Source organism: Chromohalobacter sp. 11-W, from assembly GCF_029889905.1.
GTDB lineage: Bacteria > Pseudomonadota > Gammaproteobacteria > Pseudomonadales > Halomonadaceae > Chromohalobacter.
On the sequence record NZ_JARANZ010000001.1, the window covers coordinates 354,044 to 380,199 of the forward strand.

The window sequence follows — 26,156 nt, forward strand, 5'->3', positions numbered from 1 at the left end:
ACATGACCACGACTCCCGCTGCCTCGCCGACTTTCGCCGAGCTTTCGCTGCCGTCTGTTCTTCTTTCTACGCTCGAATCATTGGGATATGAGACGCCCTCACTGATTCAGTCTAAAACCATTCCCGCGCTGCTTGAAGGGCGCGATGTGCTGGGCCAGGCCCAGACCGGTACGGGCAAGACCGCTGCCTTTGCCTTGCCGCTGTTGTCGCGTCTGGACCTCAAGCGTCGCGAGCCGCAAGTGCTGGTGCTTGCGCCGACGCGTGAGCTGGCACAGCAGGTTGCCGCTTCTTTCGTCCAGTACGGCCGTGACCTCAAGGGGCTTGAGGTTCTCAGCCTGTGTGGTGGCCAAGAGTATCGCGAACAGCTCAGTGGGTTGCGCCGTGGCGCCCAGGTTATCGTGGGCACGCCGGGACGCGTGATCGACCACCTCAACCGTGGCAGCCTCAAACTCGACGGCCTCAATGCGTTGGTACTCGACGAGGCCGACGAAATGCTGCGCATGGGCTTCATCGATGACGTCAAGCGTGTGGTCTCCGACACGCCGAAAGAGGCGCAGCGCGTATTTTTCTCCGCGACCTTGCCCAATGAAATCTCGCGCATCGTCGATCATTACCTGGTCGATCCGCTCAGGATCATGATCGAAACCAAGACCAAGACGGCCGAAGGCATCGAGCAGCGCTTGGTGCGTATCGAAGGTGGCGCCAAGCTGGAGGCGTTATCGCGCTTGCTCGAGGTCGAGCCGGTGGACGCCGCCATCGCTTTCGTGCGCACACGTGCCGCCTGCACCACGCTGGTCGAGCAATTGTTGGCGCGTGGCGTGAACGCGGCGGCGCTGTCCGGCGACCTGGATCAAAGTCTGCGCGAGCGGACCGTCGATCGCCTCAAGCGTGGCAAGGTCGATGTCCTCATCGCCACCGACGTTGCCGCGCGCGGTCTCGACGTGCCGCGTATCACGCACGTTTTCAACTACGACCTGCCGCAAGACGGCGAGGCGTATACCCACCGCATCGGGCGGACGGGGCGCGCTGGACGCAAGGGCGTGGCGATTACCTTCGCCGGTGGCCGCGAGCAGCGCCGCGTACGTGATATGGAGCGTGTGACCGGTCAGCCGATGCAGGAAGTCGAGCTGCCCGATGAGTCTGTCATCCGTGCCCATCGCGACAAGCTGTTCCGTGAGCGTGTGCTGAAGACGCTGGAGCAAGGCAGCGACTATCAGCGTGAGCTGATCGAAGGCTTGGCCGACGACGGTTATGATCCCGTGGACCTGGCTTGTGCCATGGCCAGCATGGCGCGTTCCGGCGAGGCCCCCATCGGTCGCTTGCCGAAGCCGGGCGAGCGTCGTCCCGCCCGCCAGGGGGGTGGTCGCGACGAAAAACCCAATCGTCGTGATCGTGGCCCGAGCGCTGGCATGACGCGTTACCGCGTGTCGGTAGGTCATAAGGATGGCGTCAAGCCCGGCCAATTGGTAGGTGCATTGGCCAATGAAGGCGGCATCGACGGTGGCAAGATCGGTCGTATCGACATCCGCAATGCCTTCTCTGTGGTCGAATTGCCGAGTACGCTGCCGACCGCTGTGCTGTCGCGCATCGGCCAAGCGCGTGTCGCCGGTCGTCCGCTGGAGATTGCCGAGGATCGTGGCGGTGACCAGGAGCGTGCCCCGCGGCGTCAACGTGAAAACGGAGACGCTCCCCAGCGGAATCGCTCGCAAGCGTGATCTAGCCGCTAACGGCTCGCGCGCCGCTCGTCACCTGACGAGCGGCCATGAAAAACGCCCCATGGCAATGTTACTGCCATGGGGCGTTTTGCGTTGCTGATGGCCCTCATCGCGAAGGACTCAGGCACATCAGGAGGGAACGTTTATCCCTCGCGCTTGCCGTCGACGAGACGCTTCAGGCCGAGGCCGTTCGCTTCCTTGAGGGCCTCGGGAAGCAGCGAATCGGACAGGTTCTGATAGCACACCGGACGCAGGAAGCGGAAGATCGCGGCGCTGCCTACGGAGGTGGTGCGTGAATCGGTCGTGGCCGGGAAGGGACCACCGTGGACCATGGTATGAGAGACCTCGACACCGGTCGGCCAGCCGTTGGCCATGATGCGACCCGCCTTGCGTTCCAGCGTGGGCAGCAGGCGTGCGACGGCGTCGGTATCACCTTCGTCCATCTGCAGGGTGGCGGTCAGTTGGCCTTCCAGTGCTTCGGCCACGCGCTTCATCTCGTCCATGTCGCTACAGATCACGATCAGAGAAGTGGCGCCGAAGACTTCTTCCTGCAGCGATTCATCGGCCAGCACATCGGCGCCTTGCGTGGTGAAGAGGCCGGCCTGGCACTGGTTCTCACCTTCGCCGGTCAGGCCGCGGCCCACTTCGTTCACCTTGGCATTGCCCGCCAGCTTGGCGACGCTCTGCTCGTAGGCCGAATGGATTCCGGGCGTCAGCATGGTATTTGCCGGCGTTTCCTTGAGTGCCTTGCCGGCTTCTTCGATGAAGCTATCCAGTGCCGGGCTCTTGAGACCGATCACCAGGCCCGGGTTAGTGCAGAACTGGCCTGCGCCCATGGAAAGAGATCCGACGAAGGCTTGGGCGAGATCGGTACCGCGCGCTTCAAGCGCTTTGGGCATCAAGAATACGGGGTTGATGCTGCTCATCTCGGCGTAGACCGGAATCGGCTCGGGGCGCGATTGCGCGGCTTGTTGCAGCGCCAGGCCACCCTTGCGCGAGCCGGTGAAACCGACTGCCTTGATGTTGGGGTGTTTGACCAGCGAGGTGCCTACTTCGTAACCGGCATCGAAGAGCATGGAGAACACGCCTTCAGGCATGTTGCACTTCTTGGCGGCGCTTTGGATGGCGCGTGCCACTAGCTCGGAGGTGCCGGGGTGCGCCGAGTGCGCCTTGACGATCACCGGGCAGCCCGATGCCAATGCGGAAGCGGTGTCACCGCCGGCCACGGAGAAGGCTAGCGGGAAGTTGCTGGCGCCGAAGACCGCGACCGGCCCCAGAGGAATATGGCGCTGACGAAGGTCAGGGCGCGGCATGGGAGTGCGTTCCGGCAGCGCCGGGTCGACACGGACATCGAGCCATTCACCAGCACGGACGACACCCGCAAAAAGGCGTAGCTGGTTGCAGGTACGTCCACGCTCACCTTCCAGACGTGCGACCGGCAGGCCACTTTCGCTCATGGCACGTTCGATCAGGCCACCGCCCAAGTGTTCGATTTCCTCGGCGATGGTTTCCAGAAACTTGGCCCGTTCCTCCAGAGAGGTTTCCCGATACGCATCGAAGGCCTCCCAGGCGAGCTGGCAGGCGCGCTCGACCTGCTTGCTATCGGCACTGGGGAACTCGGGTGGCAGAGTCTCGCCATTGGCGGGGTCAACCGCCTGGAAGCTAGTGCCGGGGCCGGCTGCGATGTCTTGTCCGATAATCTGTTTGCCTTCCAATATCATGCTTGCCTCCTGGCATTGATGGGCATATATGAGACATGGCGACGCTGAGCGCTAGAGTCAAGGGGCGTTAAGTCGCACCGATGTTGCGGCGTGACCCCGTGGCGTCGCGTGCGCCTCCCATGTCATCGAGAGTACTGTTTTGAGTGGATGTCATGGCCAGGCGCAAATCTTCAGTGGCAGGCCATGTTGGTGTTGAAAAGCCGACCGTCAAGCGCCGGGACGCTGTCGTACGAGATAATTCAGCAGAGCGCCGCTACCGAACTGCCAGGGCCGAATGCGGTCGCTGGTGTCGACGCGATTGACCAGCGCCCCGAGTGTGGGCGTGGCGATGGTCACCACATCTTCGAGGTGGTGAGTGAAGCCACTACCTTGGGTATCACGGTCCTGGGTCGGGGCGAATAAGGTTCCCAGGAACAGCATGAAGCCGTCCGGGTACTGGTGATGCGCCCCCAGTGTTTGGTCGACGAGATCGAGCGGGTCGCGACTGATTTGATTCATCGAGCTCACCGCATCTAGGTGAAAACCATCCTCGCCGCGGACATCCAGGGTGACTTCCAGGGCGCGGACACTGTCGATGTCGAAGTCGTCATTGAACAGGCGCACGAAGGGGCCGATGGCGCAGGAGGCGTTGTTATCCTTGGCCTTGCCCAGCAACAGAGCACTCCGTCCTTCGACATCGCGTAGGTTGACATCGTTGCCGAGCGTGGCGCCACGTACTTGGCCGCGCGAGTCCACCGCCAGCACGACCTCGGGTTCGGGGTTGTTCCACTTCGAGGCCGGATGAATACCGACACGGTGCCCTAGGCCTACCGCCGACATGGGTTGCGATTTGGTGAACACTTCGGCATCGGGGCCGATGCCGACTTCCAGGTATTGCGACCAGACGTCGAGCTCTACCAGCTTGGCCTTGAGGGCCTCGGCCTCGGCGGAGCCCGGCGTCAGCCGGGAAAGGTCGTCGCCGATCAGCGAGGTGACGGTCTCGCGCAATGTCGCGGCTTTCTGACTATCGCCACGCGCTTGCTCCTCGATCACCCGCTCCAACATCGATGACGCGAACGTTACCCCGCAGGCCTTTATTGCCTGAAGGTCGCAGGGCGCCAGAAGGTGCCAGGTAGCGGGGTCGCCCTCGGCATCGAGCGAGGCCTCCAGGCAATCGCTGACCGTGAGGAGAGGAGCATCCGGCGCTTGGGCGATGCGTGTTGGTAGATCGTCGAACTCCAGCAGGGCGCTGAACGTGGGAGCCAGCGCGCTGATATCGTGCAGCATGCCGTCACGTACGGTGACCAGGCGGGGACCTTGCGCATCGGGGTCCCATACGCGGCCGATCAAGCTATCGTTGCCGGCATCCTGGGGGAGAAACGGGTGAAATTCATTCATGGGAGCGCCCTTGGATTCGTCGCATCAGGCGGTAAATGTTGAACATAGTGCTTACATGTTCAACATAGACTTTGGTATACCCATTGCAACCTACCCCTGATGCCGGGGCTGCGGGCATGGGGGGTGATCGACGCTCCCATCTCCACGTTCGTGAGAGAAAAAATCTTTTTAATCAGTATTCTGACGCCACTTTTTGGCATTGCACCTAAGTCTCGATGCCTGTTCCTGAAGAGGGTGGAAAAAGCGCGATATTATTTTTGATATTTTTTTTTACATCAAAGAAGGTCTTTTTTGACATTATTCGGTTATTGAAAGGGGCGTTTATGGTGTTGGCAACGCTAATGCGAATGCCACGAGAAGGAGCCCCTGATGAGCCAGTCCCCCCGCCGACTGCGCAGTGCCGAGTGGTTCGGCACTGCCGACAAGAACGGCTTCATGTATCGCAGCTGGATGAAGAACCAGGGCATTCCCGACCATGAATTCCAGGGTAAGCCGATCATCGGCATCTGTAATACCTGGTCGGAGCTCACTCCCTGCAACGCTCATTTCCGCAAGCTCGCCGAACACGTCAAGAAAGGGGTGCTCGAGGCTGGCGGTTACCCGGTCGAGTTTCCGGTGTTCTCCAACGGTGAGTCCAACCTGCGACCCACCGCGATGTTCACCCGCAACTTGGCGAGCATGGATGTCGAGGAGGCGATTCGCGGCAATCCGCTCGATGCCGTGATTCTGCTGGTGGGCTGCGACAAGACCACGCCGGCGCTTTTGATGGGCGCGGCGAGCTGCGATATTCCCACTCTCGTGGTCACCGGCGGCCCGATGCTCAACGGCAAGCACGAGGGCAAGGACATTGGTTCTGGCACCGTGGTGTGGAAGCTCTCCGAGGAAGTGAAAGCCGGCAAGATCTCGCTGCACGATTTCATGGCCGCCGAGGCGGGCATGTCGCGCTCTGCCGGTACCTGCAACACCATGGGTACCGCCTCGACCATGGCCTGCATGGCCGAATCGCTGGGAACCTCATTACCCCACAATGCGGCGATTCCGGCGGTCGATTCGCGCCGCTATGTGTTGGCCCACCTGTCTGGCAATCGTATCGTCGAGATGGTCCACGAGGATCTCAAACTCTCCAAGGTGCTGACCAAGCAAGCCTTCGAGAACGCTATTCGCACCAACGCAGCCATCGGCGGTTCGACCAATGCGGTCATTCACTTGCAAGCCATCGCCGGACGCATCGGGGTCGACCTGACGCTGGACGACTGGACGCGTATCGGTCGCGGTACGCCGACCATCGTCGATCTGCAGCCCTCGGGGCGCTACCTGATGGAAGAGTTCTACTATGCAGGCGGCTTGCCAGCCGTATTGCGGCGCCTTGGCGAGGCCGACCGGCTGCCGCACAAGGATGCCTTGACCATCAACGGCAAGACATTGTGGGAGAACGTGGAGGATGCGCCGCTTTACAACGACGCCGTGATTCGCCCCCTCGACACGCCATTGCGCGAGGACGGCGGCATGTGCGTGATGCGCGGTAATCTCGCGCCTAATGGCGCCGTCCTCAAGCCCTCTGCGGCGACGCCCGAGTTGATGACGCACCGTGGCCGTGCCGTGGTTTTCGAGAATTTCGATGACTATAAGGCGCGCATCAACGATCCCGATCTCGATGTCACCGCCGACGATATTCTGGTGATGAAAAACTGCGGGCCGCGCGGTTATCACGGCATGGCAGAGGTCGGCAACATGGGGCTGCCGTCCAAGCTGCTCGAGCAGGGCATCACCGACATGGTGCGCATTTCCGATGCGCGCATGAGCGGCACCGCCTACGGTACCGTGGTTCTCCACGTAGCGCCGGAAGCCGCTGCCGGCGGGCCGCTCGCGGCAGTCCGGAATGGTGACTTGATCGCCCTCGATGCCTATGCCGGCACGTTGCATCTAGAGGTCGACGATGCCGAGCTTGCCGCACGCCTGGCCGAGGCCGACCCCACCGCCGAGTCGACGCGCATCGCCAGTACCGGCGGATACCGCCAGCTCTACATCGAACACGTGCTCCAGGCAGATCAAGGCTGCGACTTCGACTTCCTGGTCGGCTGTCGTGGTGCAGAGGTACCGCGGCACTCGCACTGAGCTGAGTGACGCGGACAGAGCAAGAGGGCGGCCGATTGGTCGCCCTCTTTGCGCATGGGGCAAGAAGATAGGGGCGTGACGAGGCATCTACGCCTGTTGGAAGATGTCGCGTTTATGGCAGAGGGCGATAGTCAAAGTAGGAGAAGTCGGCGGCTCGGCGCCGGCCACCTAGATCCTGTGCACAGAGCCCCACGAAAGTGCCGGTGAAACGTATGTAATCGGCAGCATCATCGGAAAGATGGCGGAGATCGATCACATCTCCGATGGTGCGCCACGCCTCATCACCTGACGCAACGTGGAACTGTAGCCGTTCCTTGTGGATCGTTGCCATCAAGCGAATCGGGCCTTCCGGGAGTGCGACTCTCTCCCTCAGCAGCTCATCGTATTCCCCATGGCGGGATTCGGTGATACCGAGGCACTTTCCTCGTGCCTCATGATGCGTGACACACAAGTAGGCATAATCGGTTGTATCGTAATAGATGATCAGCCCTGCCATTTGTTGGAAATTTTCTGGCGAATACTCGAGCAGGGTTTCGACCTCGACATGAAAGTCCGTCAGTCGCCTTGCCAGCAGGCTTTGGCGATGCGTCGACTGCATCGATTCGCCCCCTTTGAGACGCAAAAAACCAGGACGCTCGGAGAGCGATATCCAGTCCTCGCTGAAGGCTCGCCGTAGTGAATCCCAGTAGCCCTTCAGCTCGGGAGAAGAGAATTCGTCCAGGTTGTTTTCCGTCGGCATGGGGTGGGGCGGTAGCTTCGGTGCCTCTACGTTGATACTGGGGTGAGGGCCATCCATGACACGTAGCCATCCGTCCTGGGTCCAGTGACATTTTTGAATGGCCGTTTCGCGTCCGAGAATGCATTTGTCTTCCACGACCGGGCGAGCGCATAGATGGGCCATATACCATTCTCCGTTTTGTGTCTCGACGAGACTGGCATGACCTGCCTTTTGCAATTGATCTCGCTGACCTTGATCGGAGGTAAGTACAGGGTTCTCGGGATCGACTTCGTAGGGGCCTAGCAAGGAGGAAGCGCGTGCCACTGTGACGGCATGGGTATAGCCAGTACCCCCTTCGGCCGTGATCAGATAATAATTACCGTTGCGTTTGTAGAGGTGAGGCGCTTCTGTCACGCCGAGGCGAGTACCTTTAAAGATGTTGCTTATGGGGCCGGTTAGAGAACAGGTGGCTGGGTCGTAACGTTGGAGTGCGATGCCAGCAAAAGAGTTGTGCCCCTTGCGGAAATCCCAAATCATGTTCAAAAGCCAGCTCGATCCATCGTCATCATGGAATAGGGAGGGATCGAAGCCGCTACTATTCAGGTAGATGGGATCGGACCAAGGGCCTTCGATATTTTCGGCGGTAACGAGATAGTTATGGGTATCCTTAAATGCTCCTTTTCGGCTTTTGACGTCGGTATAGACTAGATAGAACAGGCCATTAGCGTGACTCAAGCAAGGTGCCCAGACACCGCCCGAGTCGATGTTGCCAACCATGTCGAGCTGAGAAGTGCGCGTCAGCGGATACGTGAGCAACCGCCAATGCACCAGATCTCTGGAATGGTGGATTTGCACGCCGGGAAACCACTCGAACGTGGATACCGCGATATAATAGTCGTCGCCTACTCGTAGCATCGAGGGATCCGGATGATACCCAGGCAAGACGGGATTGGTAATGATCGCCATATGATCGGCTTCCTTGTTGCCAAGCGGTGTGAACTCAAGCTCTTGCCTTGAGATCCTCGATGATGCTCGGATAGCGTTTATCGAGATCGTAAAAAAGCATGAGTACTATAAGAAGCACGCAAAGCGCGAGTGGCAGATAAATGAACAGAGTCTGGATCGATAGCAAGGCGGCTGCGCTTTGTTCGCTACCCCCGCCGATATAGCCACCGAAGGCGAGTATCCAACCGATGAGCGCCGTACCTAGCCCGCTGCCCATTTTGATACCCATACTGCCGCCGCTATAGACCATGCCTTCGTTACGGACACCGGTCTTCCATTCGCCGTACTCGATAGTGTCGCCCAGGATGGCAAACATGCTGCCATTGATCGGTGCCTTGCCGATGCCTCGGATGATGGTTCCGGCGATGAGCAGTGTCACGTTGCTGAGGTCGATCAACATCACGAGATAGCCGAAAATGGTGATCAATTCGCCGACAATAATCGCATTGCGCTTGCCGAATCGCTTGGTGATCGGGGCCACGCAGACCATTCCCACGAGGATGAAGGCGATATAAGCAGTGGTGACGATTCCTACCATCCAGGTATCGTCCAGGATATATTCTGCGTAATAGACCACGGCACCAGAGTTGAGCGCGTTAAATATATAGGTCATCAGGATGAACGATGTTGCCAGAGCCCAATACCTGTTTTTGCACAGTGTCAGCAGGCTTTCTTTGAGTGAAACGGTCGAGTCTCGTTGGTTGTGGATGGCGGGCTTGACGCGTTCTCGTGTCGTCTTGAAGGTGAAGATGAACAGTACAGTACCGACCGAACCGAAAATCATGAAAGTCACGACCCAGCCGAATTGCTCGCCGCCGAGCAGTGTCGCGACAGGGAGTGTTAGGTTGCTGACCAACAAGACACCTATGAGGGCTAGGCTCATTCGGAAGATGTTCAACAAAGAGCGTTGATACTGGTCTTGAGTTATAAGCGAATTCATCGTCCCGTAAGGGACGTTGAGTCCCGTATAGACGAGGCAGACCACATTGTAGGTCACGGCAATGTAAACGACTTGCCAAAAGGGAGAAACATCGGGCACGGCAAAGAGCAATACTGCTGAAAGCGCGAAGGGCACTGCCAGCCACAACAGCCAGGGCCTTGCCTTGCCGTGCCGGGAACGCGTCTTGTCGATGACGTAACCCATGGCAATATCCGAGACGCCGTCAAACACGCGTGAAAACAGCATGATCGATCCGATAACTCCGGCGGCGACGCCGATGACATCCGTGTAGTAATACACGATAAAGATGCTCATCGCTTGCCAGATGAAATTGCTTGCCAAGTCGCCACAACCATAGCCGATCTTCTCGAGAAGGCCGATCTTCTCGACTGGTGGGGCCAGAGAAGCAGTATACGTTGCGTGCTCGCCAGGAGCTGTTGAAGTCTGTGAACTTGCCGTCATGGTGGACCTCGTTGTCATGAGAGGGGGCTGACCTCAAGTTACCTGAAGACGTAATGGCGTCATGCCGAACGACTACTTGCATATCCATTGTGGGAGTGATGGAAGCCATTAGTTTTTACTTTTAACTAAGTAGATGTTTGTTGATTAATAAAGAGATTGCCATTATACGTTGGTCATAACCCCCATTATCCGTTTATGGATCAGGCATACCGTGCGGTATGAGTAATGCTTGTTCGCCTCGTCAAGCTGGAAGGGTAAAAAATTCTTTTAACCAAGGGTTTGAGCTTTTGGGGAGCTCATGGCTGATACCTTGGATATCAACGTTGCCCTGGAGGCGGCCTAATGGGTCGCCTTCTTGCGTTGCGGCGTTGCGGCGTTGCGGCGTTGCTCGGCGCAAGGAAGCAGAGTCTCTACACCTATCGGAGTATGTTGAACATACTCGTAATATGTTTGACTTACACTGGAGCCGATTGTTCTTTCGAGAGGAGATAACCTGATGTCCGCCGACAATCGCCGCATGACCCCCGATCAACTGCGTTCGCGCTGGTGGTTCGACAATCCCGAGCATCCGGGGACCACGGCGCTATGCATCGAGCGCTACATGAACTACGGCCTGACGCTGGAAGAACTCAAGAGCGGCAAGCCGATCATCGGCATCGCGCAGTCGGGCTCCGACTTGACGCCTTGCAATCGTCACCACATCGACCTGGTAAAACGCGTCAAGGATGGCATCCGCGCCGCTGGGGGTGTGCCGTTCGAGTTTCCCCTGCATCCCATCCATGAAAACGTGCGCCGGCCGACGGCAGCGCTGGATCGCAACCTGGCATACCTGGGCCTGGTGGAAGTCCTGCATGGTTATCCGTTAGACGGCGTGGTGCTGACCACCGGCTGTGACAAGACCACGCCCGCCTGCCTGATGGCGGCGGCGACGGTCAACATTCCGGCGATCGTGCTCTCCGGCGGGCCGATGCTCAATGGCTGGCGCGGCACTCAGGAACGCGTGGGCTCGGGCACCATCATCTGGGAACTGCGCAAGCGTCTTGCGGCGGGGGATATCGGCTACGAGGAATTTCTGTCCCGCGCCACCGATTCGGCGCCTTCCGTGGGCCACTGCAACACCATGGGCACCGCCTCGACGATGAATTCCATGGCCGAGGCGTTGGGCATGAGTCTGCCCGGCTCGGCGATGATCCCGGCGCCCTACAAGGAGCGCTCGATGGTTGCCTACCAGACCGGGACGCGCATCGTCGACATGGTGTGGGAAGACCTGCGTCCGCTGGATATCATCACCCGCGAGGCCTGCGAAAATGCCATCGTGGTGTGTTCTGCGCTGGGCGGTTCCTCCAATGCGCCGGTGCATATCAATGCCATCGCCCGCCACGCGGGGATCGAGCTGACCAACGACGACTGGCAGCGCCTCGGGCACGAAATTCCGCTACTTGCCAACGTGATGCCGGCGGGGATCTATCTTTCCGAGGAGTTCCACCGGGCCGGTGGCGTGCCCGCGGTGCTCAGCGAACTGATCAAGGCCGGACGTCTGCATGGCGATGTGCCGACGGTCAACGGCAAGACATTGGCGGAGAATACGGACGGGCGTGAAACCCTGGACGACGATATCATTCGCCGCTACGACAATCCGCTGGTGGAAGAGGCCGGCTTCATCAACCTCAAGGGCAATCTGTTCGATTCGGCGTTGATGAAGACCAGCGTGATCGCCAGCGACTTCCGGCAGCGTTTCCTGAGTCAGGCCGATGATCTGGATGCCTTTGAAGGCAAGGTGGCGGTATTCGACGGCTCCGAGGATTATCATGCGCGCATCGACGATCCGTCGCTCGAGATCGACGCGAATACCATCCTGATCATGCGCGGGGCCGGCCCGATCGGCCATCCGGGGAGCGCAGAGGTCGTCAACATGCAGCCGCCGGAGGCGCTGATCCGTCAAGGCATCGAATCGCTGCCATGCATCGGCGACGGTCGTCAGTCGGGGACCTCGGGCTCGCCCTCGATCCTCAACGCGGCCCCCGAAGCGGCGGTGGGTGGCGGCTTGGCTCTGCTGGAAACGGGTGACCGGATTCGTATCGATCTCAAGCGTGGCGAAGCCAATCTGCTGGTCGATGACGCCGAGTTGGCGAAACGTCGCGCGGCGCTGGAATCACGCGGCGGTTACATCTACCCGGTGGATCAGACGCCCTGGCAGGAGATTCAGCGCGGCATGGTCGAGCAGCTCGATCGCGGCATGACGCTGGGCCCCGCCACCAAGTATCGCGATGTCGCCCGCCAGAGCCCGCCTCGCGACAATCACTGAGTATTCATTACCAGGTACTCACCGCTGAGCATTCAGCTACCCAAAAGGGCGTCGCCATGCGACGCCCTTTTCGTGTTTCAGGAGCTTGCGTTGAGAGCGTGGAACTTGAGGCGTGTCAGGTTTCGGACAACAGCTCGGCGCTATGCCCAAGCGGTGTGTCGGGAATCTCCAGCCCCAAGGCGCTGGCGGTGCCGGCGAGCACGGCTTGCGAGGCGCGAAAGGCATCGTGTGGTCGGCGTGCGCGAATACTTTCCATCAGCACCCGGTGGCGCTCCAGACTCTGCGCCGGGTCGCTGGCGCTAACGTTCGAGGTCTCGATTAGCAGCAATATCGAGGGGCGCAAAATGTGTGAAAGCTGTGACCAGACGATGTTGTGGGTGGCCTTGAAGATTGCCACATGGAAGGCGATGTCATAGTCGCTATGCAGGCGGCCGTCACGGTTGGAAGCGGGGTCGTCGAGATCACTGCCCATGCCGTTGAAGGCCTCCTCGATGGCGACCAAGTCATGCGCCGTCGCGTGCTTGGCGGCGGTCATGGCGACATAGGGCTCCACGTCCAGGCGAAAGGCCAGAATCTCGCGCTGCACACCGGGGTTGGGCGCCGCATAGCGCGTCATCCACTCGGTGACTTGAGCATCGAGAATGTTCCACTCCGGATACTCGCGGACCTTCGAGCCGTGCCCTGAGATGCGTTCGATGATCCCGGCATCGACCAACTGGCGAAGATCGCTGCGCACGGCCGAGCGATTGAGGGCGAAGCGCTCGCACAGGTCGACTTCGCGCGGCACGAAATCCCCCGGCTGATACTCGCCGGAGAAGATCTCCTTCGCTAGCGCCTCGGCGACGCTAGGGCGTTTGCGGGATGGGGTTTGTTTGCTCTTCACGTGACATCGTTCCGAATCATTTCGCTCACGCTGGCATATGTCGAACATTTCGACAAGGCGCCGATGGTCGGTGGTCATGCGCCACGTGCCGCACACCTGACGATGTTTGCCCAATGCGAAGGTCGCGATGACTCTGAGTCTAGCCGGAGGCTGCCAGACGCTCTCCAAGCGCAGTCATGAAGGCATCGGCGGCCTCGAGCTGGGCAACGTCCAGATATTCGTCGGGCTGATGCGCCTGAGCGATGCTGCCGGGGCCGCAAATTATCGTCGGCAGGCCGGCGCGTTGGAACTGACCGGCCTCGGTGGCATAGGCCACGGCTTGGTTGTCGGTAGCGCCCAGCAATGCATGACAGAACTCGAGCGCCGTCTGGTTATCACGGTCGGCCAGAGCGGGCACGGTCTCGGTCAGATGCTCGGTATGGATGTCGATCTGCGGTGCGCGTGGGCGTAATTCGTGCATCAGCGTTTCGGCGTAGTGCTGGAAACGCTCGAACAAGGCGTCGAAACCGTCCGTTGGCAGATGACGGATTTCCCAATCGAAATGACACTCGCGGGCCATGATATTGATCGCCGTACCGCCCTGGATCTTGCCGACGTGCAGGCTGGAGTGGGGCACATTGAAGAGTGGATCGACACGGCCCTCCGCGACCAGCTCCGCCATGATGTCCTCGATGCGCGTCACCAAGCGAGCCGCCACATGCACGGCGGAGACGCCCTGGCGTACCTGGCTGGAGTGTGCTTCGCGACCGGTCACCGTGGTGCGCAGGTTGGTGATGCCTTTCTGGGCCACCACCGGCGCCATCAGCGTGGGCTCGCCGACGATGACTGCCGCCGGCGTCGGCGCATCGGCCATCAGTCGCTCGATCAAGCGCGGCGCACCCAGGCAGCCGACTTCCTCGTCGTAGGAAAACGCTAGGTAGATGGGGCGCTGCAAGTCGCGCGCTTGCCACCGCGGTACCTGTGCCAGTGCGCTGGCGATGAAGCCCTTCATGTCGCAGCTACCGCGGCCGTAGAGGCGGCCGTCGTCCTTGTCGGTCAGCGTGAAGGGATCGCTGCTCCAAGGCTGGCCGTCTACGGGGACCACGTCGGTATGCCCGGACAGCACCACGCCGCCCGCCACCTCGGGGCCGATGCGGGCCAGCAGGTTTGCCTTGCTGCCGTCATCGTTGGTAATGCGGGTACACGGTACGTCATGCTCGGCAAGGTAGGCCTCGATGAAGGCGATCAATTCCAGGTTGGAGTGTCGCGACACGGTGTCGAAGCCAATCAGGCGTTCGAGCAGGGCAGTGGTGTTGGGCATGGCGGCCTCCAGCGGAATGTTTTGCGCCAGCCTAGCACGTCACTTTGACGCTGGCGCGAGCGTGCGCCATCTTGAGAGCGTCCATACATCCAGTCAGGAGAGTACCCACGTGAGCAAGATTCTCGTCCTTTATTACTCCAGTTACGGGCACATCGAAACATTGGCCAATGCCGTCGCCGAAGGCGCACGCGGCGTGGCCGGCACCCAGGTGGATTTGTATCGCGTGGCCGAACTCGTGCCCGCTGACGTCGCCGAAAAATCTGGCTACAAGGCAGACAGCACCGCCGCCGTGCTGGATGACCCCAGCATCTTGGCCGAGTACGATGCGATTCTCGTCGGCACGCCCACGCGCTTTGGCAACATGGCGTCGCAGATGCGCAATTTCTGGGACAAGACGGGTGGTCTCTGGGCGCAAGGCAAGCTGATTGGCAAGCTGGGCGGCGCCTTCACGTCTACCGCCAGCCAGCACGGCGGGCAGGAAACCACGCTGACCTCGATTCACACCACCTTGCTTCACCACGGCATGGCGATCGTCGGTGTACCGTACTCTTGCGCGGCGCTGAGCGAGCTTGAGGAAGTCTCCGGCGGTACGCCCTACGGCGCGACGACCATCGCCGGTGGCGACGGCAGCCGCCAACCCAGCGCGAACGAACTGACCATCGCCCGCTTTCAGGGCCAGCACACCGCCGAAATGGCCGCCAAGCTCGCCGGCTGAGCGCCGTCCGAAGCGTTTCGAAAGACACCAAAACGCCGTGCCTTCGGGCGCGGCGTTTTAGTGTCAGGGATCAGTACACGAAGTGCGTGTTTTTGACACGTCGCCTAGGTATTTACCCCGTCCTACTACGGGGCTGACATTTTCTGCCCGTTCAGCGCCTGGATAGCGGCGACGGTGTCATCGATGGCGTCGGGATCGAGTATGAGACCGATGTGGTCGATGTCGGGGAGTTGATCGACCGCTACGTCGCTGCCGGCGTGTTGAAACACAGAGACGAACTGATCGGCACGAAAGATTTGATCATCCTCGCCCACCAGCACAAGCATCGGGTGGTGAGTCGCGCGTAGGGTAGCCCGGTAATCGGGTATCGGCCGGTAATTCTGGGCCAGGTTGTATGAGTAGGCCGGTGTCAGGTCGGCACTCTCATCGATGGCATAACGTACCACGGGCAGATGATTGAAGGCGTCGATACCGAACCGGTTCAATAGCGTGATGGCGATGTAACGCGGTAATCCGATGCGGGTCCAGCCGCCGCTATCTGCCCGGTACGTGGGTGCCTCCTGACTGATGAACGGCGACAGTAGCAGGTAGCTGGAAAACAGCTGCTGGCGTTGACTACCGGCCACCCTGAGCGCGAATCCACCACCGGAAGAGAAACCCACGAGCGTGCAGGGTGCGACCGGGTCGACGGCATGCACGAAGTCTTCTAGATCATCCTCGAGTTGTCCCACGTAGGCGATGTCGCCGCGGGTGCCGGAGGCACCGTGTCCGCGAACATCCAGCGCGTATGCGGTATACCCGGCGGCGGCGAACGCCTTGGCCAGCGGGTGCATGCTGCGGCTGTCAGCAGCGGAGCCGTGGAGCAGCACCACACTGCCATGTGATGCGCGGGTAGCAGGCGAGTAACGGCGGAATCCGAGAGGCTTGCCGTCTCGCGCCTGATAGGTGCTGAGTACCGGTAGGTCGCTATTATCGAGTGTCTTGAATGGCGCATTGACGCCTTCCAAGGTTGGTGGGTGGGACGGACCGCCGAAGATAAGCGCCAAGGCGATAGCGCCCACCAGCCCCACGCTGATCAGCAAGAGTAAGCCAATGGCGAATTTCATGGGAACCTCGTGTCAGGTTTTCTGGGCCTCTTATGTCGCCACGCGTTGCGTCATCACCAGCGTGGGCGATTAGCGGATAGGGTGTCGATCAGCTTGGTGTCTCGGATACCGCCTTCGTTGCTGACAGAGTCGTTGATGGCAAAATAGTACGCAATGCCTGGCTACCGAGGGATGGCCTCTCAATGGCACTCTATGGGAAGCAAGTTGATATGTTCACGGCATCGACACATGTTGAGGGCATGTACACGGAACGCGATTTTTTCGACATGCCCTCACTACAAGGAGATATATGCCCAGTTTCCATACTCGCTCGTTGTGCGAAGCGCTGTTGGGTATTGCGGGGATCTGGCTGCTGGTCAGGACGCTCTCAAACCAGGCCACGTCTCTTTATATTGTCTGGTCCAGTTCGTCGGTAGCTCAAGAGGCGGAGGCACCGAATATGCTCGCCATCCAGGGTGTGCATTTCTTCGTCGGTGTACTGCTTGGAGCGGGGCTTCTCCTGGCGCGTAAGCCGATCAGTCGATGGTTAACATCCTCTGAGGGGGAAGTCTCAGCCTCGTCGGCGACTCTGATGGCCGTGGGGACTGCCTTGATTGGCATCGGTTATCTGGCGTCGGGTCTGGTCACGCTGGGCACGCATTATGCACGACTGGAAACGCTGGGCGCCGCCAGTCCAGACAGTCTCTGGCGTGGTGGTCTCTCCGCGAGTATCGGGATCATACTGTTCGCCAGCTCCGTCGGTATCGGCCGCCTCTGGTTGCGGCTTCGGGCGTTATGATGCCGAGCCGAGGACGGCGGAGGCGGCCGTTCAGCGCGGCGATTGTTCTGCGTCGTCAGGGCCGAGGTCCGAGCGAGATGGGGTGACGGGCTCCTTGGAGGTCGTTGATGCGGGAGTGCCGGGTGCTATGCTAAGCGCACATGAGGCAAAGGGCGCAGTGAGTCCGTTACTGCCCGACATGGAGGTAAAAGATGAACAAATTGCAAACGCTGTCGTTACTGAGGCAGCACCTGCCTGCCATGGTCCAGCAATTTGGTGTTCGGGACCTCGCGCTCTTCGGCTCCATGGCGCGCGATGAGGCGGAAGAGCGCAGTGACGTCGATGTCCTGGTGAGCTTCGAGGGCCCGGCAACGGCAGATCGCTATTTCGGGGTGCAATTCTATTTGGAAGATCTCTTGGGGCGTCCGGTGGACTTGGTGACCGATAAGGCGTTGCGTTCCGAGCTTCGACCTTTCATCGAGCGCGAGGCCATGCATGTCTGAAAATAGACCACCACGAGAGTGGCGCTTCTACATTGATGACATGATCGGCTTCTCAGAAAAGTGCTTGCTTACACTGATGGACTGGATCAAGAAAGCTTCATTAAGCACGACCTGACATATGATGCCACCCTCCGCAATCTGGAATTGATCGGTGAGGCAGCTACCCGCATTCCATATGATATACGTGCCGCTCACCCGGAGATTCCATGGCGTCTGATCATCGCCACGCGGAATCGCCTCATACATGCCTATCTCGGAATTGATGCCGATACTGTCTGGAGCATCATTCAGACGCATATCCCCGAGCTTCGCGTACGGCTAGAGGTTTTAAAGTACACCTAGGTACTCACCAACCGCGCTCGACTCGTCCCATTGCCCAGCGGTTCGACCTGAATCTGCACCGGGATGCGTTCGTGCATCTCCTGTACATGCGAGATCACGCCGACGCGGCGCCCCAGCGCTTGCAGACCGTCGAGGGCGTCCATGGCGAGCGCCAGGGATTGCGGGTCGAGGCTGCCGAAGCCTTCGTCGATGAACAGCGATTCGATGACGAGTTCGCCGGAGGCCATGGAGGCGAGTCCCAGCGCCAGCGCCAGCGAAACGAGGAAGGTTTCGCCGCCGGAGAGCGAATGTACCGAGCGGCGCTCGTCGCCCATGTCGCGGTCCTCCACCAGAAGCCCCAGCTCGCTGCCGCCGCGAATTAGTTTGTAACGGCGACTCAGCCCCGTCAGATGCGCGTTGGCATGTTCCAACAGTTGCTCCAGGTTGTAGGCCTGCGCGATGCGCCGGAAGACCTTGCCGTCGGCGGAGCCGATCAGCTCGCTGATGCGGCCCCAGCGACGGTACTCGGCGCGGGCGGCGTCGAGCTCGGCTTGCCCTTCGCGTTGGCGCTGACGCTTGCGGTCGTCGTCGCGCAGGGCGTGCAGGGCGTCGTCACGGTGTGCCTGGGCGGCATCATGTCGGGGTGACAGGGCGTCACGCTCGGTGTCGAGCGCCTCCCGGCGCTGATCGATCCGGGCGTCGACTGCCTCGCTCAATAGAGCGTCTGCGCTGGCGTCGTGCTCGGTCAAAGCCTGGTCGTGGCGATGCGCGATGAGGGCCTGGCGGCGCTCGCCGAGGGTGGCGCTGGTCTGCTGGCGGGCCTGCTCGGCTTGAGTCAGCTCCCGTTCCCGGCGTTCGGTGGCGTCGTCGGTTTCGGCGAGTAGCCGCTGCAGGGTGGCGTCGCCCAGCTCAGGGTGAGCTTGGCGCCAGGCATTCAGCTCACGGGCGAGGGTATCGAGTTCCTGCTTGAGCTTGGCAAGCTGCTCGGCCTCGTAGTGCGACTGCTGGGCAAGTCGCTGGGTTTCCCGCTCACTGTCATGGCATTTGGCAAGCGCCGTATCCCGCGCCTGGCGCGCGGAAGCCTGCCGCGTATCGAGCTGCTGTTGCCAGGCATCCGGCGAGGCATGCTCGCCGAGCAGAGCCTTGAGCCGAGCGGCGATGTCGTCGCGCTCGCAGCGTAACGGTGGCAGACGCGCATCGAGTTCTGTGAGTTCCTTGTCGAGGCGGATGCGCTGGGTGTCGAGTTGCGCCAGTGTCAGCTCGCTCTGGCGCAATGCCTCGTCGAGCGGTGCCAGCTCGGCCTCGGCGCGGGCAAGGGCCTGAAGCGTTTCCTCGTGTTGCGCGCGTTGGGCGTCGCTTGTCTGGCGTTGTTCGGTCAGCCAGGTGTCGCGCCGATCGGGATCGATGTTGGCAAGCTCGGCGTATAGCGGATGTTCGTCGAGTGCCTGATGCGCCTCTTGGTGGCGCTTATCGGCATCCGCAGCGTCCTGGCGTTGTTGCGTGAGCGAGGCCTCCAGCGCGCGGTACTGGCCTAGGAGTTCATCGCGTTGTTGCTGGGCGTGGTCGCGTTGCTGCTGAGCGTCCGTCAACTGACGATCTTCTTCCGCTTGCTGCGCGGCAAGCTGGGCGGCTTCGGGCGTCTGAGGCGGCTGGTGGCGCCAAGGGTGCTCAAGCCCGCCGCACACCGGGCAGGGCTGGCCCTCCTCGAGGGCGTCGCGCAGGTGCGTGACACTCTCGCTGCGCACTGCGCGACCGCGTTCGACGAATTCCAGCACGCTGCGATAGTGGCGCTCATGCTCATCGAGGCGTTGACGCGCGGCCTGGCCTTGGGTGATCAATGCCTCGAGGCGCTTTGAATCTTTTGTTAGGCGCTCATTGAGCGTGCGCTGGGTGTGCTCGGCACGGTAGGCGGTCTGCCAGCGGCTTTGCAGCTCACCGAGTGCCAAGTGACGTCGAGCGGCATGATCATGCGCGCGCTGAACGGCCTGGCGGGCGTCTTCCACGCGGGTATGCTCGCCCATCAACTGGCGCAGGGTGGCTTGCCAGTCATCGCGCTGGCGGCGCTGGCGTTGCTGTGTCGCGTGGGCTTCCTGGTGGCGCGTAGTCAGCGCCTGCGCTTCGCGGCGATGCGCGGCATGCGTGTTGTCGAGCTCGGCCAACTGATGCTCGCGGGTAGCCTGTTGCTGTGCCTGCTCGCGGGCTTGATGCAGTTGAGGCTCGGCCGTGCGGCGTGCCGCGTCGGCGTCTTGAAGGGCCTGTTCGGCCGTGGCGTGGGTCTGTTTGGCCTGCTGCTGCGTGGCCTCGGCCTGCGCCAGGGCCTCGCAGGTGTCGGCATGAGTCGTCTCGAGACGCGAGATCTCGTCGGGTAGCGAGGCCTGACGTGCCAGACGATGACGTTGAGGCGCGATCAGGCGCTGCCAGTCACGGTCGGCGCGGGCTGGGGCCAGCGTTTGCCAATGCGTCTCGGCATCGCAGTGCTCGCGCTGCCCTTGGGTGTGTGCATCGCGAAGCTTGGCCTCCGTGGCGTGCCACTGTGCCTGTGTCTCCAGGCGCTTGGCATGGCGTTGCACGGTGTCGAGCTCGGCTTGGGCAGCCTCGGTGGTCTTTTCGAGTGCGGCGCGCGCTTCGGCCTCGGCGGGCAAGTCGTCGGCGAGCTTGGCCTCCAGCGCATCGACGGTTTTTTTGGCCTGGTTGGCGCGGCGGTAGGCGGCGACCGAAATCTCGGAGTACTCGGCGGTGCCGGTGAGGCGTTCGAGCAGGTCGCTGCGCTCGTTGTCGTCGGCCTTGAGGAAGGCGGCGAATTCGCTCTGGGCCAGCAGTACAGCGCGGGTGAATTGCTCGAAGCTGAGCCCCAGACGCTCGGGCAGCAGGCGGTCGAACTCGCGTTTCTGGGTGGTCAGCAGGCGATCGCTATCCAGATCGGTGAGCGACTGCTCGATCTTCTGCAATTTGCCATCGGCCTTCTCGCGGGCGCGGCGCACGGCCCAGCGGGCGCGATAGCGGCGGCCGTCGCGGCCCAGGAAATCGACTTCGGCATGGCCGCTGGCGGTGCCTCGGCGCAATAGGGTGCGCGGGTCGGCGGTATTGAGGGTAGCGTCGCCCACGTCGGGCAGCGGGGCGTTCTGGCCGGGCGCCTGGCGCAACCGGGGCGTGCTGCCGTAGAGCGCCAGACACAAGGCGTCGAGCAAGGTGCTTTTGCCGGCGCCGGTGGGGCCGGTGATGGCGAACAGGCCGGCCTCCGCGAGCGGCGCGGCGGTGAAGTCGAGTTCGAGCGGGCCGGGGATCGAGGCAAGGTTGGTCAGGCGCAGGGCGAGGATCTTCATGTCGTGGTTTCCTCGTCGTCGAGCACGTCCTGATGTAGCCGGTCGAAGTCGGCGAGTACGTCGTCGGCGGGTGGCTCCCCCCAGCGCGCTTGCCAGGTACGCTCGAATAGCTTGCGCGGGCCGAGCGCCGCCAGGTCGATGCGGGCGGGCGCGTCTTCGGCGGCGACTCGCGGCAGGCGGCGCTCCAGACGCAGCAGGCGCAGTGGCTTGCCGTCGAGTGCCGCGTCTACCCGGGCGCGCAGGTCGGGCATCGGGGCGTCGAGTTCGACGCGTACCTCGAGCCAGGGCCAGCGTTCTCTAGGGAGATCCCGTCCCTGATCTGTCGATAGCTCGGGCGTATCCGCCAGGGCGTCTAGCTCGGCGAGCACGTCGTCGAGTGGCGCCGGGCCGAGGCGATGCATGGCCACCGGACGCGGGACCGCCAGGCTCTCGACATCGCGCAAGGCGTCGCCGTCGAGCGTGACTTCGATGACCTGATGGGGATAGGCCACCTCGCTGAAGTCCAGCGGCAATGGACTGCCGCTGTAGCGGATGCGCTCCTCGCCGACCTGCTGGGCGCGATGCAGGTGACCCAGTGCGACATAGGCGATGTCGGCGGGGAACAACGAGGCCGGGATCGATTCTTCGCCGCCGATGACGATGGGCCGCTCGCTGGCCTCGGAAACCGCGGCGCCGTGCAGATGAGCGTGACTCATGGCAATCAGCGCCTGACCGGGGACGCGCCGTTCGCGCGCCGCGTCGATGAGCTGTTGGTGAACGCGTGTGATGCCCGCGACATAGGTATTGCGTGAGGCGTCGTCGGTCTCGTCGCCGCTCGGTGCTGTACCACCGGTGACCTCGGAGGGCCGCAAGAAGGGCAGCGCCAGGCACCAGGCGCGAACTTCGCCCTCGGCATCGGTCAGCGGTACCAGTAGGCGTTCGGCGTCGAGTCGTCCGTCGTCGAGCCAGCTCACCCGGCCCAGGGCGTGGGTATTGAGGCGCTGCATCAGTGGCGCGGGCAATTCGATACGGTTGCCGCTGTCGTGGTTGCCGGCGATCATGACGATGGTCAGTTGCGGCAAGCGCTGATGCGCCTCGACGATGAAGTCGTAGAGCATCTCCTGGGCGCGCAGCGATGGATTGACGACATCGAAGATATCGCCTGCGATGAGCAGGGCGTTCGGGCGTCGCGTTTCGAGGGTCGCCAATAGCCAGTCGAGAAACGCGCGTTGCTCGGTGTGGCGCTCTTGCCCGTGGAAGGTCTGGCCGAGATGCCAGTCCGCTGTGTGGATGAGTTTCACGCAGATCTCCTATACCGGAGTGTCAGTCTACCGGTTGCGGGAGGGCGGCCCAATGGGGCCACTGACAAGGAGAAGGAACCACAAGGAGGCGGTATGACACATCATGAAGATCTGCATGCCTGGACGCTGACCCCCGAGGAGGCCGTGGCACTGCAGCGTCGCCTGGCACCGCGCGTGGTCAGGCACGGAAAGCCGGAGGCGGTGACCTGCATCGCGGGCGTGGACATCGGCTTCGAGGATGGCGGCGAGACGACGCGTGCGGCGGTCGTGGTGCTGGAGTGGCCGTCGCTGACGTTGCGAGAGTCGGTGGTACACCGCGAGCCGACACGTATGCCTTATATTCCGGGGTTGCTGTCGTTTCGCGAGATTCCCGCCGCCCTGGCTGCCTTTGGGCGGCTGGCGTCGTGCCCCGACTTGGTGATGGTCGACGGCCAGGGCATCGCGCATCCACGGCGTCTCGGTGTGGCCTCGCACCTGGGACTATGGCTCGATCTGCCGACGATTGGTGTGGCCAAGAAGGTGCTTTGCGGTCGTCACGGCGAAGTACCGGCCATGCGCGGTGAATGGACGCCGCTCACCGACCGTCGCCGCGCCGAGGACCCCGCTGACGTCGAAACCGATGCCGAAGGACGCGTGATCATCGGTGCCATGTTGCGCTCGCGGGAGAACGTCAAACCGGTAATCGTTTCACCGGGACATCGGCTGGACCTGCCCACAGCGCTGGAATGGACGAACGCCTGCCTGGGCAAGACTAAACTGCCCGAGCCGACGCGGCTGGCGGATCGGCTGGCATCGCGGCGGGGCAAAGCTTAGTCGGGGCTACTGTTGGCTGCGTCTAGTGTCAGTGACTGCCACGTTTCGCTGAGCCACCGGCCGGCGCGTTCGATCTCGGCATCCGTTGCGCCGGCATAGCCGAGGACCAGCCCCGGCTGGCTGGGCGCTTGCAGATAAAAGCCGGAAAGCGGTGAGAGTCGCAGGCCCGCTTGCTTGCCTCGGTGGACCAGTTCGCGTTCCAGTTCATGGCTTTGCAGATATGCGACCAGATGCATCCCGGCGTGGCCGGAGGAGAGTTCTAGCCCGCTGGAAACCGCCGGCGCCAGCGCCTGGCGAAGCGCGGCCTGGCGGTGTCGGTAGCACCTGCGCATGCGCGCTACATGACGCGAGAAATGACCCTCGCCGATGAAGTCGGCCAGCGCCGCCTGAGCGACATATTGCCCTTCTCGGTGCAGGCGGGCGTTGATGCGCTGGAAGTTCGCCACCAGCGACGGTGGTAGTACCAGATAGCCCAGCCGTAGTCCCGGATAGAGAACCTTGCTGAAGGTGCCGACATAGATCACCGGGGCGTTATCCATCAGCCCCTGAAGCGAGGCGATCGGCGCGCTGGTATAGCGGAATTCGCTGTCGTAGTCGTCCTCGATGATCCAAGCGCCATGTCGCTGGGCGAACGCCAACAGCGCCGTACGGCGTGACAGCGGCAGGGTCGCGCCACTGGGGTACTGGTGCGATGGCGTCACATAAATCAGCTTGGGGGGTGGCGTCTCGGCGGGCAATGACGCGACGTTCAAGCCGTCACCGTCGACCGATACCGGCTGCAGGGCCAGTCCCGCCGAAGCAAAACAGGCTTGCGCGCCGCCATAGCCGGGCTCCTCCATCCAGACGCTATCCCCGACGTCGGCGAGCAGTCGTGCGATCAGCTCGAAGCCCTGCTGCGCCCCTTGGGTGATCAGGATCTGCTCCGGTTGGCAGCGCACTGAGCGAGATAGGCGCAGGTAATCGCACAGCACCTCGCGTAGCGTGCTGACGCCCCCTGCATTCTGGTAATCGAACCATTCCACCGGCGCTCGCTGCTGATGGCGTCTAAGCAAGCGTTGCCAGCGTTCACGGGGGAAACGGTCCAGCGCCGGTACGCCCGGAGCGAAGGCAGTATGGCGTTCGCTCGAGGGCGCCGTGAATTCGAGGAGACGTTCGCCGCGTTGCGAGAGCGCCACGGATAGCGGTGCTGGCGCTTCGAGGCGTTGCTGTGTTCCCCACTGCCAATCGGCAACGAAAACCCCGGCCCCCGGACGCGATACCAGAAAGCCCTCAGCGATGAGTCGGTCGACCGCGCTCAGCACGGTATTGCGTCCCATACCCAGGCTGAAGGCCAGTTGTCGGGATGAGGGCAGGGCGCTTCCATGGGGCAGTTGCCCCTGCTGGATGCCGCTGCGCAGGGCATCATAAAGACGCTGGCTGAGCGTGCGGTCGTCCGGCTCGGCGAGTTGAAGATTCAACGCCTCCTGAATCCAGAGCCGGTGGGCATTCGGATCGATCACTGGTTCCTCACATATCGGCAATATTGGTTCTTCTTGGGGAACCGTTATGTCGCCAGACTAATGCTTCGTCATATCCGAACGCGAGTCTTGCCATGATCACGATTACCCATGCGACACGCGAAAAGCTCGACGACCTGGTGCCTCTGGTCGATGGCTACCGCCAGTTCTATCGTCAGCCCAGCGATCTCGACGGTGCCCGGCGTTTTATGTGCGAGCGCTTCGAAAAGGGGGATGCGTACGTGTTGCTGGCGGTCGAGGAGGACAGTCGCGCCGTCGGTTTCGCACAATTCTTCCCGGTGCCTTCCACGACCAGCTTGGCGTCGCGGTGGATCCTCAACGACCTGTTCGTATTGCCTGACGCTCGCTGTCAGGGTGCCGGGAGCGCCTTGCTGGAAGCGGCGCGTGAGTTGGCTCGCACCCATGGTTTTCCGCAACTGATGCTACGTACCCAGGTCGACAACGAGACTGCCAAAGCGCGTTATCGAACGCTCGGCTGGCGGCGCGACGAGGACTTCGATACCTACTTGCTAACGGTTTGAGGAAAATCTCCCATGAGCCAAGCCTATAACGCTTACGGACAGCCGGTCGGCCCCGCTCTCGCTCACTGGCAACCGCGGCCAGCGCCAGATAGCGAGCCTCTGGCGGGGCGGTTCTGCCGGCTGGAACCGCTGGATGCCAACCGTCACGCCGAGGCACTGTGGCAGGCATGGCGGATGCCGGCTTCGGAATTCGACAACGATCCCGATGCGCGTGCTCGCTGGACCTATCTGGGCGGTCGCCCCTTCGATGACGAGGCCGGCTGCCAAGCCTGGTTGTCGCGTATGAGCGCGGCGTGGGATCCGCTCTGCTATGCCGTGATCGATCCCGCCGATGGGCAAGCGGCAGGCATGGCGACGTATCTCAATATCGTGCCGGTCGATGGTCGCATCGAGATCGGCCATCTTAGCTTCTCACCCCGCATGGCACGCAGGCCGATGTCCAGCGAAGCGCTGATGCTGATGATGGCGCACGCCTTCGAGATGGGATATCGACGCCTCGAATGGAAGTGCGACGCCCTGAACGCGCCCTCGCGCCGCGCCGCCGAGCGACTCGGGTTTCGCTTCGAGGGTGTCTTCCGTCAGCATCGAGTCGTCGCCGGGCGCAATCGCGACACGGCCTGGTTCTCGGTGCTAGACGCTGAGTGGCCGGTGGTTCGCGCGTGTCACCGTCGCTGGCTGGCTCCCGAAAACTTCGATACGGCGGGCTGCCAGCGCCAATCGTTATCGTCGATGACTGCCACGATTTCCCTGTCCTGAAGG

At 61.8% G+C, this 26,156-nt stretch carries 20 protein-coding genes; 10 read left to right on the plus strand and 10 right to left on the minus strand.

The genetic code is table 11. The features are described 5' to 3' along the window. Positions 1 to 2: 2 nt before the first annotated feature. Positions 3 to 1,715, plus strand: a complete 1,713-nt coding sequence (locus OP494_RS01585; protein ID WP_280538993.1) for a DEAD/DEAH box helicase — start codon at positions 3 to 5, stop codon at positions 1,713 to 1,715. 143 nt (positions 1,716 to 1,858) lie between these two features. On the opposite strand, the gene OP494_RS01590 is transcribed toward OP494_RS01585, so the two are convergent. Then, positions 1,859 to 3,436, minus strand: coding sequence for an aldehyde dehydrogenase (NADP(+)) (locus OP494_RS01590; RefSeq protein ID WP_280538994.1), 1,578 nt, complete (start codon positions 3,434 to 3,436; stop codon positions 1,859 to 1,861). Between the two features lie 207 nt (positions 3,437 to 3,643). Further along, positions 3,644 to 4,813, minus strand: a complete 1,170-nt coding sequence (locus OP494_RS01595; protein WP_280538996.1) for a fumarylacetoacetate hydrolase family protein — start codon at positions 4,811 to 4,813, stop codon at positions 3,644 to 3,646. A 369-nt stretch (positions 4,814 to 5,182) separates the two neighbouring features. Between OP494_RS01595 and OP494_RS01600 the strand changes: the two genes are divergently transcribed. Continuing rightward, positions 5,183 to 6,928 (plus strand): IlvD/Edd family dehydratase, encoded by a 1,746-nt coding sequence (locus tag OP494_RS01600; RefSeq protein WP_280538997.1) that lies wholly within the window; start codon positions 5,183 to 5,185, stop codon positions 6,926 to 6,928. Positions 6,929 to 7,040: 112 nt separating this feature from the next. Here the strand turns inward: OP494_RS01600 and OP494_RS01605 are convergent, their stop codons facing one another. Further along, on the minus strand, positions 7,041 to 8,612 hold the full coding sequence (locus tag OP494_RS01605; RefSeq protein ID WP_280538999.1) for a glycoside hydrolase family 43 protein: 1,572 nt from the start codon (positions 8,610 to 8,612) through the stop codon (positions 7,041 to 7,043). Between the two features lie 34 nt (positions 8,613 to 8,646). Further along, positions 8,647 to 10,053 (minus strand): MFS transporter, encoded by a 1,407-nt coding sequence (locus OP494_RS01610; protein WP_280539000.1) that lies wholly within the window; start codon positions 10,051 to 10,053, stop codon positions 8,647 to 8,649. A 496-nt stretch (positions 10,054 to 10,549) separates the two neighbouring features. Here OP494_RS01610 and OP494_RS01615 point away from each other — a divergent pair, with 496 nt between their 5' ends. Next, entirely contained in the window at positions 10,550 to 12,358 is a 1,809-nt protein-coding gene (locus OP494_RS01615) for an IlvD/Edd family dehydratase (RefSeq protein ID WP_280539001.1), read from the plus strand. 115 nt (positions 12,359 to 12,473) lie between these two features. Here the strand turns inward: OP494_RS01615 and OP494_RS01620 are convergent, their stop codons facing one another. Continuing rightward, positions 12,474 to 13,289 (minus strand): FCD domain-containing protein, encoded by an 816-nt coding sequence (locus OP494_RS01620; protein WP_280539179.1) that lies wholly within the window; start codon positions 13,287 to 13,289, stop codon positions 12,474 to 12,476. Between the two features lie 91 nt (positions 13,290 to 13,380). After that, positions 13,381 to 14,541 (minus strand): acetylornithine deacetylase, encoded by a 1,161-nt coding sequence (argE, locus tag OP494_RS01625; protein ID WP_280539002.1) that lies wholly within the window; start codon positions 14,539 to 14,541, stop codon positions 13,381 to 13,383. 109 nt (positions 14,542 to 14,650) lie between these two features. On the opposite strand from argE, the gene wrbA reads away from it, so the two are divergent. Next, a complete protein-coding gene (gene wrbA / locus OP494_RS01630; protein WP_280539003.1) occupies positions 14,651 to 15,256 on the plus strand; it encodes an NAD(P)H:quinone oxidoreductase in 606 nt (201 codons plus the stop codon). A gap of 125 nt (positions 15,257 to 15,381) precedes the next feature. On the opposite strand, the gene OP494_RS01635 is transcribed toward wrbA, so the two are convergent. After that, positions 15,382 to 16,362 carry an alpha/beta hydrolase gene (locus OP494_RS01635; protein ID WP_280539004.1) on the minus strand — a complete coding sequence of 327 codons (981 nt, stop codon included), beginning with the start codon at positions 16,360 to 16,362 and terminating at the stop codon, positions 15,382 to 15,384. 289 nt (positions 16,363 to 16,651) lie between these two features. On the opposite strand from OP494_RS01635, the gene OP494_RS01640 reads away from it, so the two are divergent. The 3 genes from OP494_RS01640 to OP494_RS01650 all read left to right on the plus strand — a co-directional run bounded on the left by OP494_RS01640 (position 16,652) and on the right by OP494_RS01650 (position 17,964). After that, the gene (locus OP494_RS01640) at positions 16,652 to 17,140 is read left to right on the plus strand and encodes a hypothetical protein (RefSeq protein WP_280539005.1); all 489 of its coding nucleotides are present in this window, start codon (positions 16,652 to 16,654) and stop codon (positions 17,138 to 17,140) included. Positions 17,141 to 17,331: 191 nt separating this feature from the next. Beyond that, positions 17,332 to 17,622: a nucleotidyltransferase family protein gene (locus OP494_RS01645; RefSeq protein ID WP_247639354.1), complete on the plus strand. Its 291-nt coding sequence runs from the start codon at positions 17,332 to 17,334 to the stop codon at positions 17,620 to 17,622. A 60-nt stretch (positions 17,623 to 17,682) separates the two neighbouring features. Then, complete coding sequence (locus OP494_RS01650; protein WP_280539006.1) at positions 17,683 to 17,964, plus strand: DUF86 domain-containing protein; 282 nt, start codon at positions 17,683 to 17,685, stop codon at positions 17,962 to 17,964. Here OP494_RS01650 and OP494_RS01655 read toward each other — a convergent pair. Both OP494_RS01655 and OP494_RS01660 read right to left on the minus strand, forming a co-directional pair. Then, entirely contained in the window at positions 17,961 to 21,266 is a 3,306-nt protein-coding gene (locus tag OP494_RS01655) for an AAA family ATPase (protein WP_280539007.1), read from the minus strand. The genes OP494_RS01650 and OP494_RS01655 overlap by 4 nt on opposite strands. After that, positions 21,263 to 22,546 carry an exonuclease SbcCD subunit D C-terminal domain-containing protein gene (locus OP494_RS01660; RefSeq protein ID WP_280539008.1) on the minus strand — a complete coding sequence of 428 codons (1,284 nt, stop codon included), beginning with the start codon at positions 22,544 to 22,546 and terminating at the stop codon, positions 21,263 to 21,265. Before OP494_RS01660 ends, OP494_RS01655 begins: the two co-directional genes overlap by 4 nt. Positions 22,547 to 22,639: 93 nt before the next feature. Between OP494_RS01660 and nfi the strand changes: the two genes are divergently transcribed. Further along, on the plus strand, positions 22,640 to 23,359 hold the full coding sequence (gene nfi / locus OP494_RS01665; protein ID WP_280539009.1) for a deoxyribonuclease V: 720 nt from the start codon (positions 22,640 to 22,642) through the stop codon (positions 23,357 to 23,359). Here nfi and OP494_RS01670 read toward each other — a convergent pair. Then, the gene (locus tag OP494_RS01670) at positions 23,356 to 24,858 is read right to left on the minus strand and encodes a PLP-dependent aminotransferase family protein (protein WP_280539010.1); all 1,503 of its coding nucleotides are present in this window, start codon (positions 24,856 to 24,858) and stop codon (positions 23,356 to 23,358) included. The genes nfi and OP494_RS01670 overlap by 4 nt on opposite strands. 92 nt (positions 24,859 to 24,950) lie before the next feature. Between OP494_RS01670 and OP494_RS01675 the strand changes: the two genes are divergently transcribed. Both OP494_RS01675 and OP494_RS01680 read left to right on the plus strand, forming a co-directional pair. Continuing rightward, positions 24,951 to 25,397 carry a GNAT family N-acetyltransferase gene (locus OP494_RS01675; RefSeq protein ID WP_280539011.1) on the plus strand — a complete coding sequence of 149 codons (447 nt, stop codon included), beginning with the start codon at positions 24,951 to 24,953 and terminating at the stop codon, positions 25,395 to 25,397. Positions 25,398 to 25,409: 12 nt separating this feature from the next. Next, entirely contained in the window at positions 25,410 to 26,153 is a 744-nt protein-coding gene (locus OP494_RS01680; RefSeq protein WP_280539012.1) for a GNAT family protein, read from the plus strand. The last annotated feature ends 3 nt before the right edge of the window (positions 26,154 to 26,156 follow it).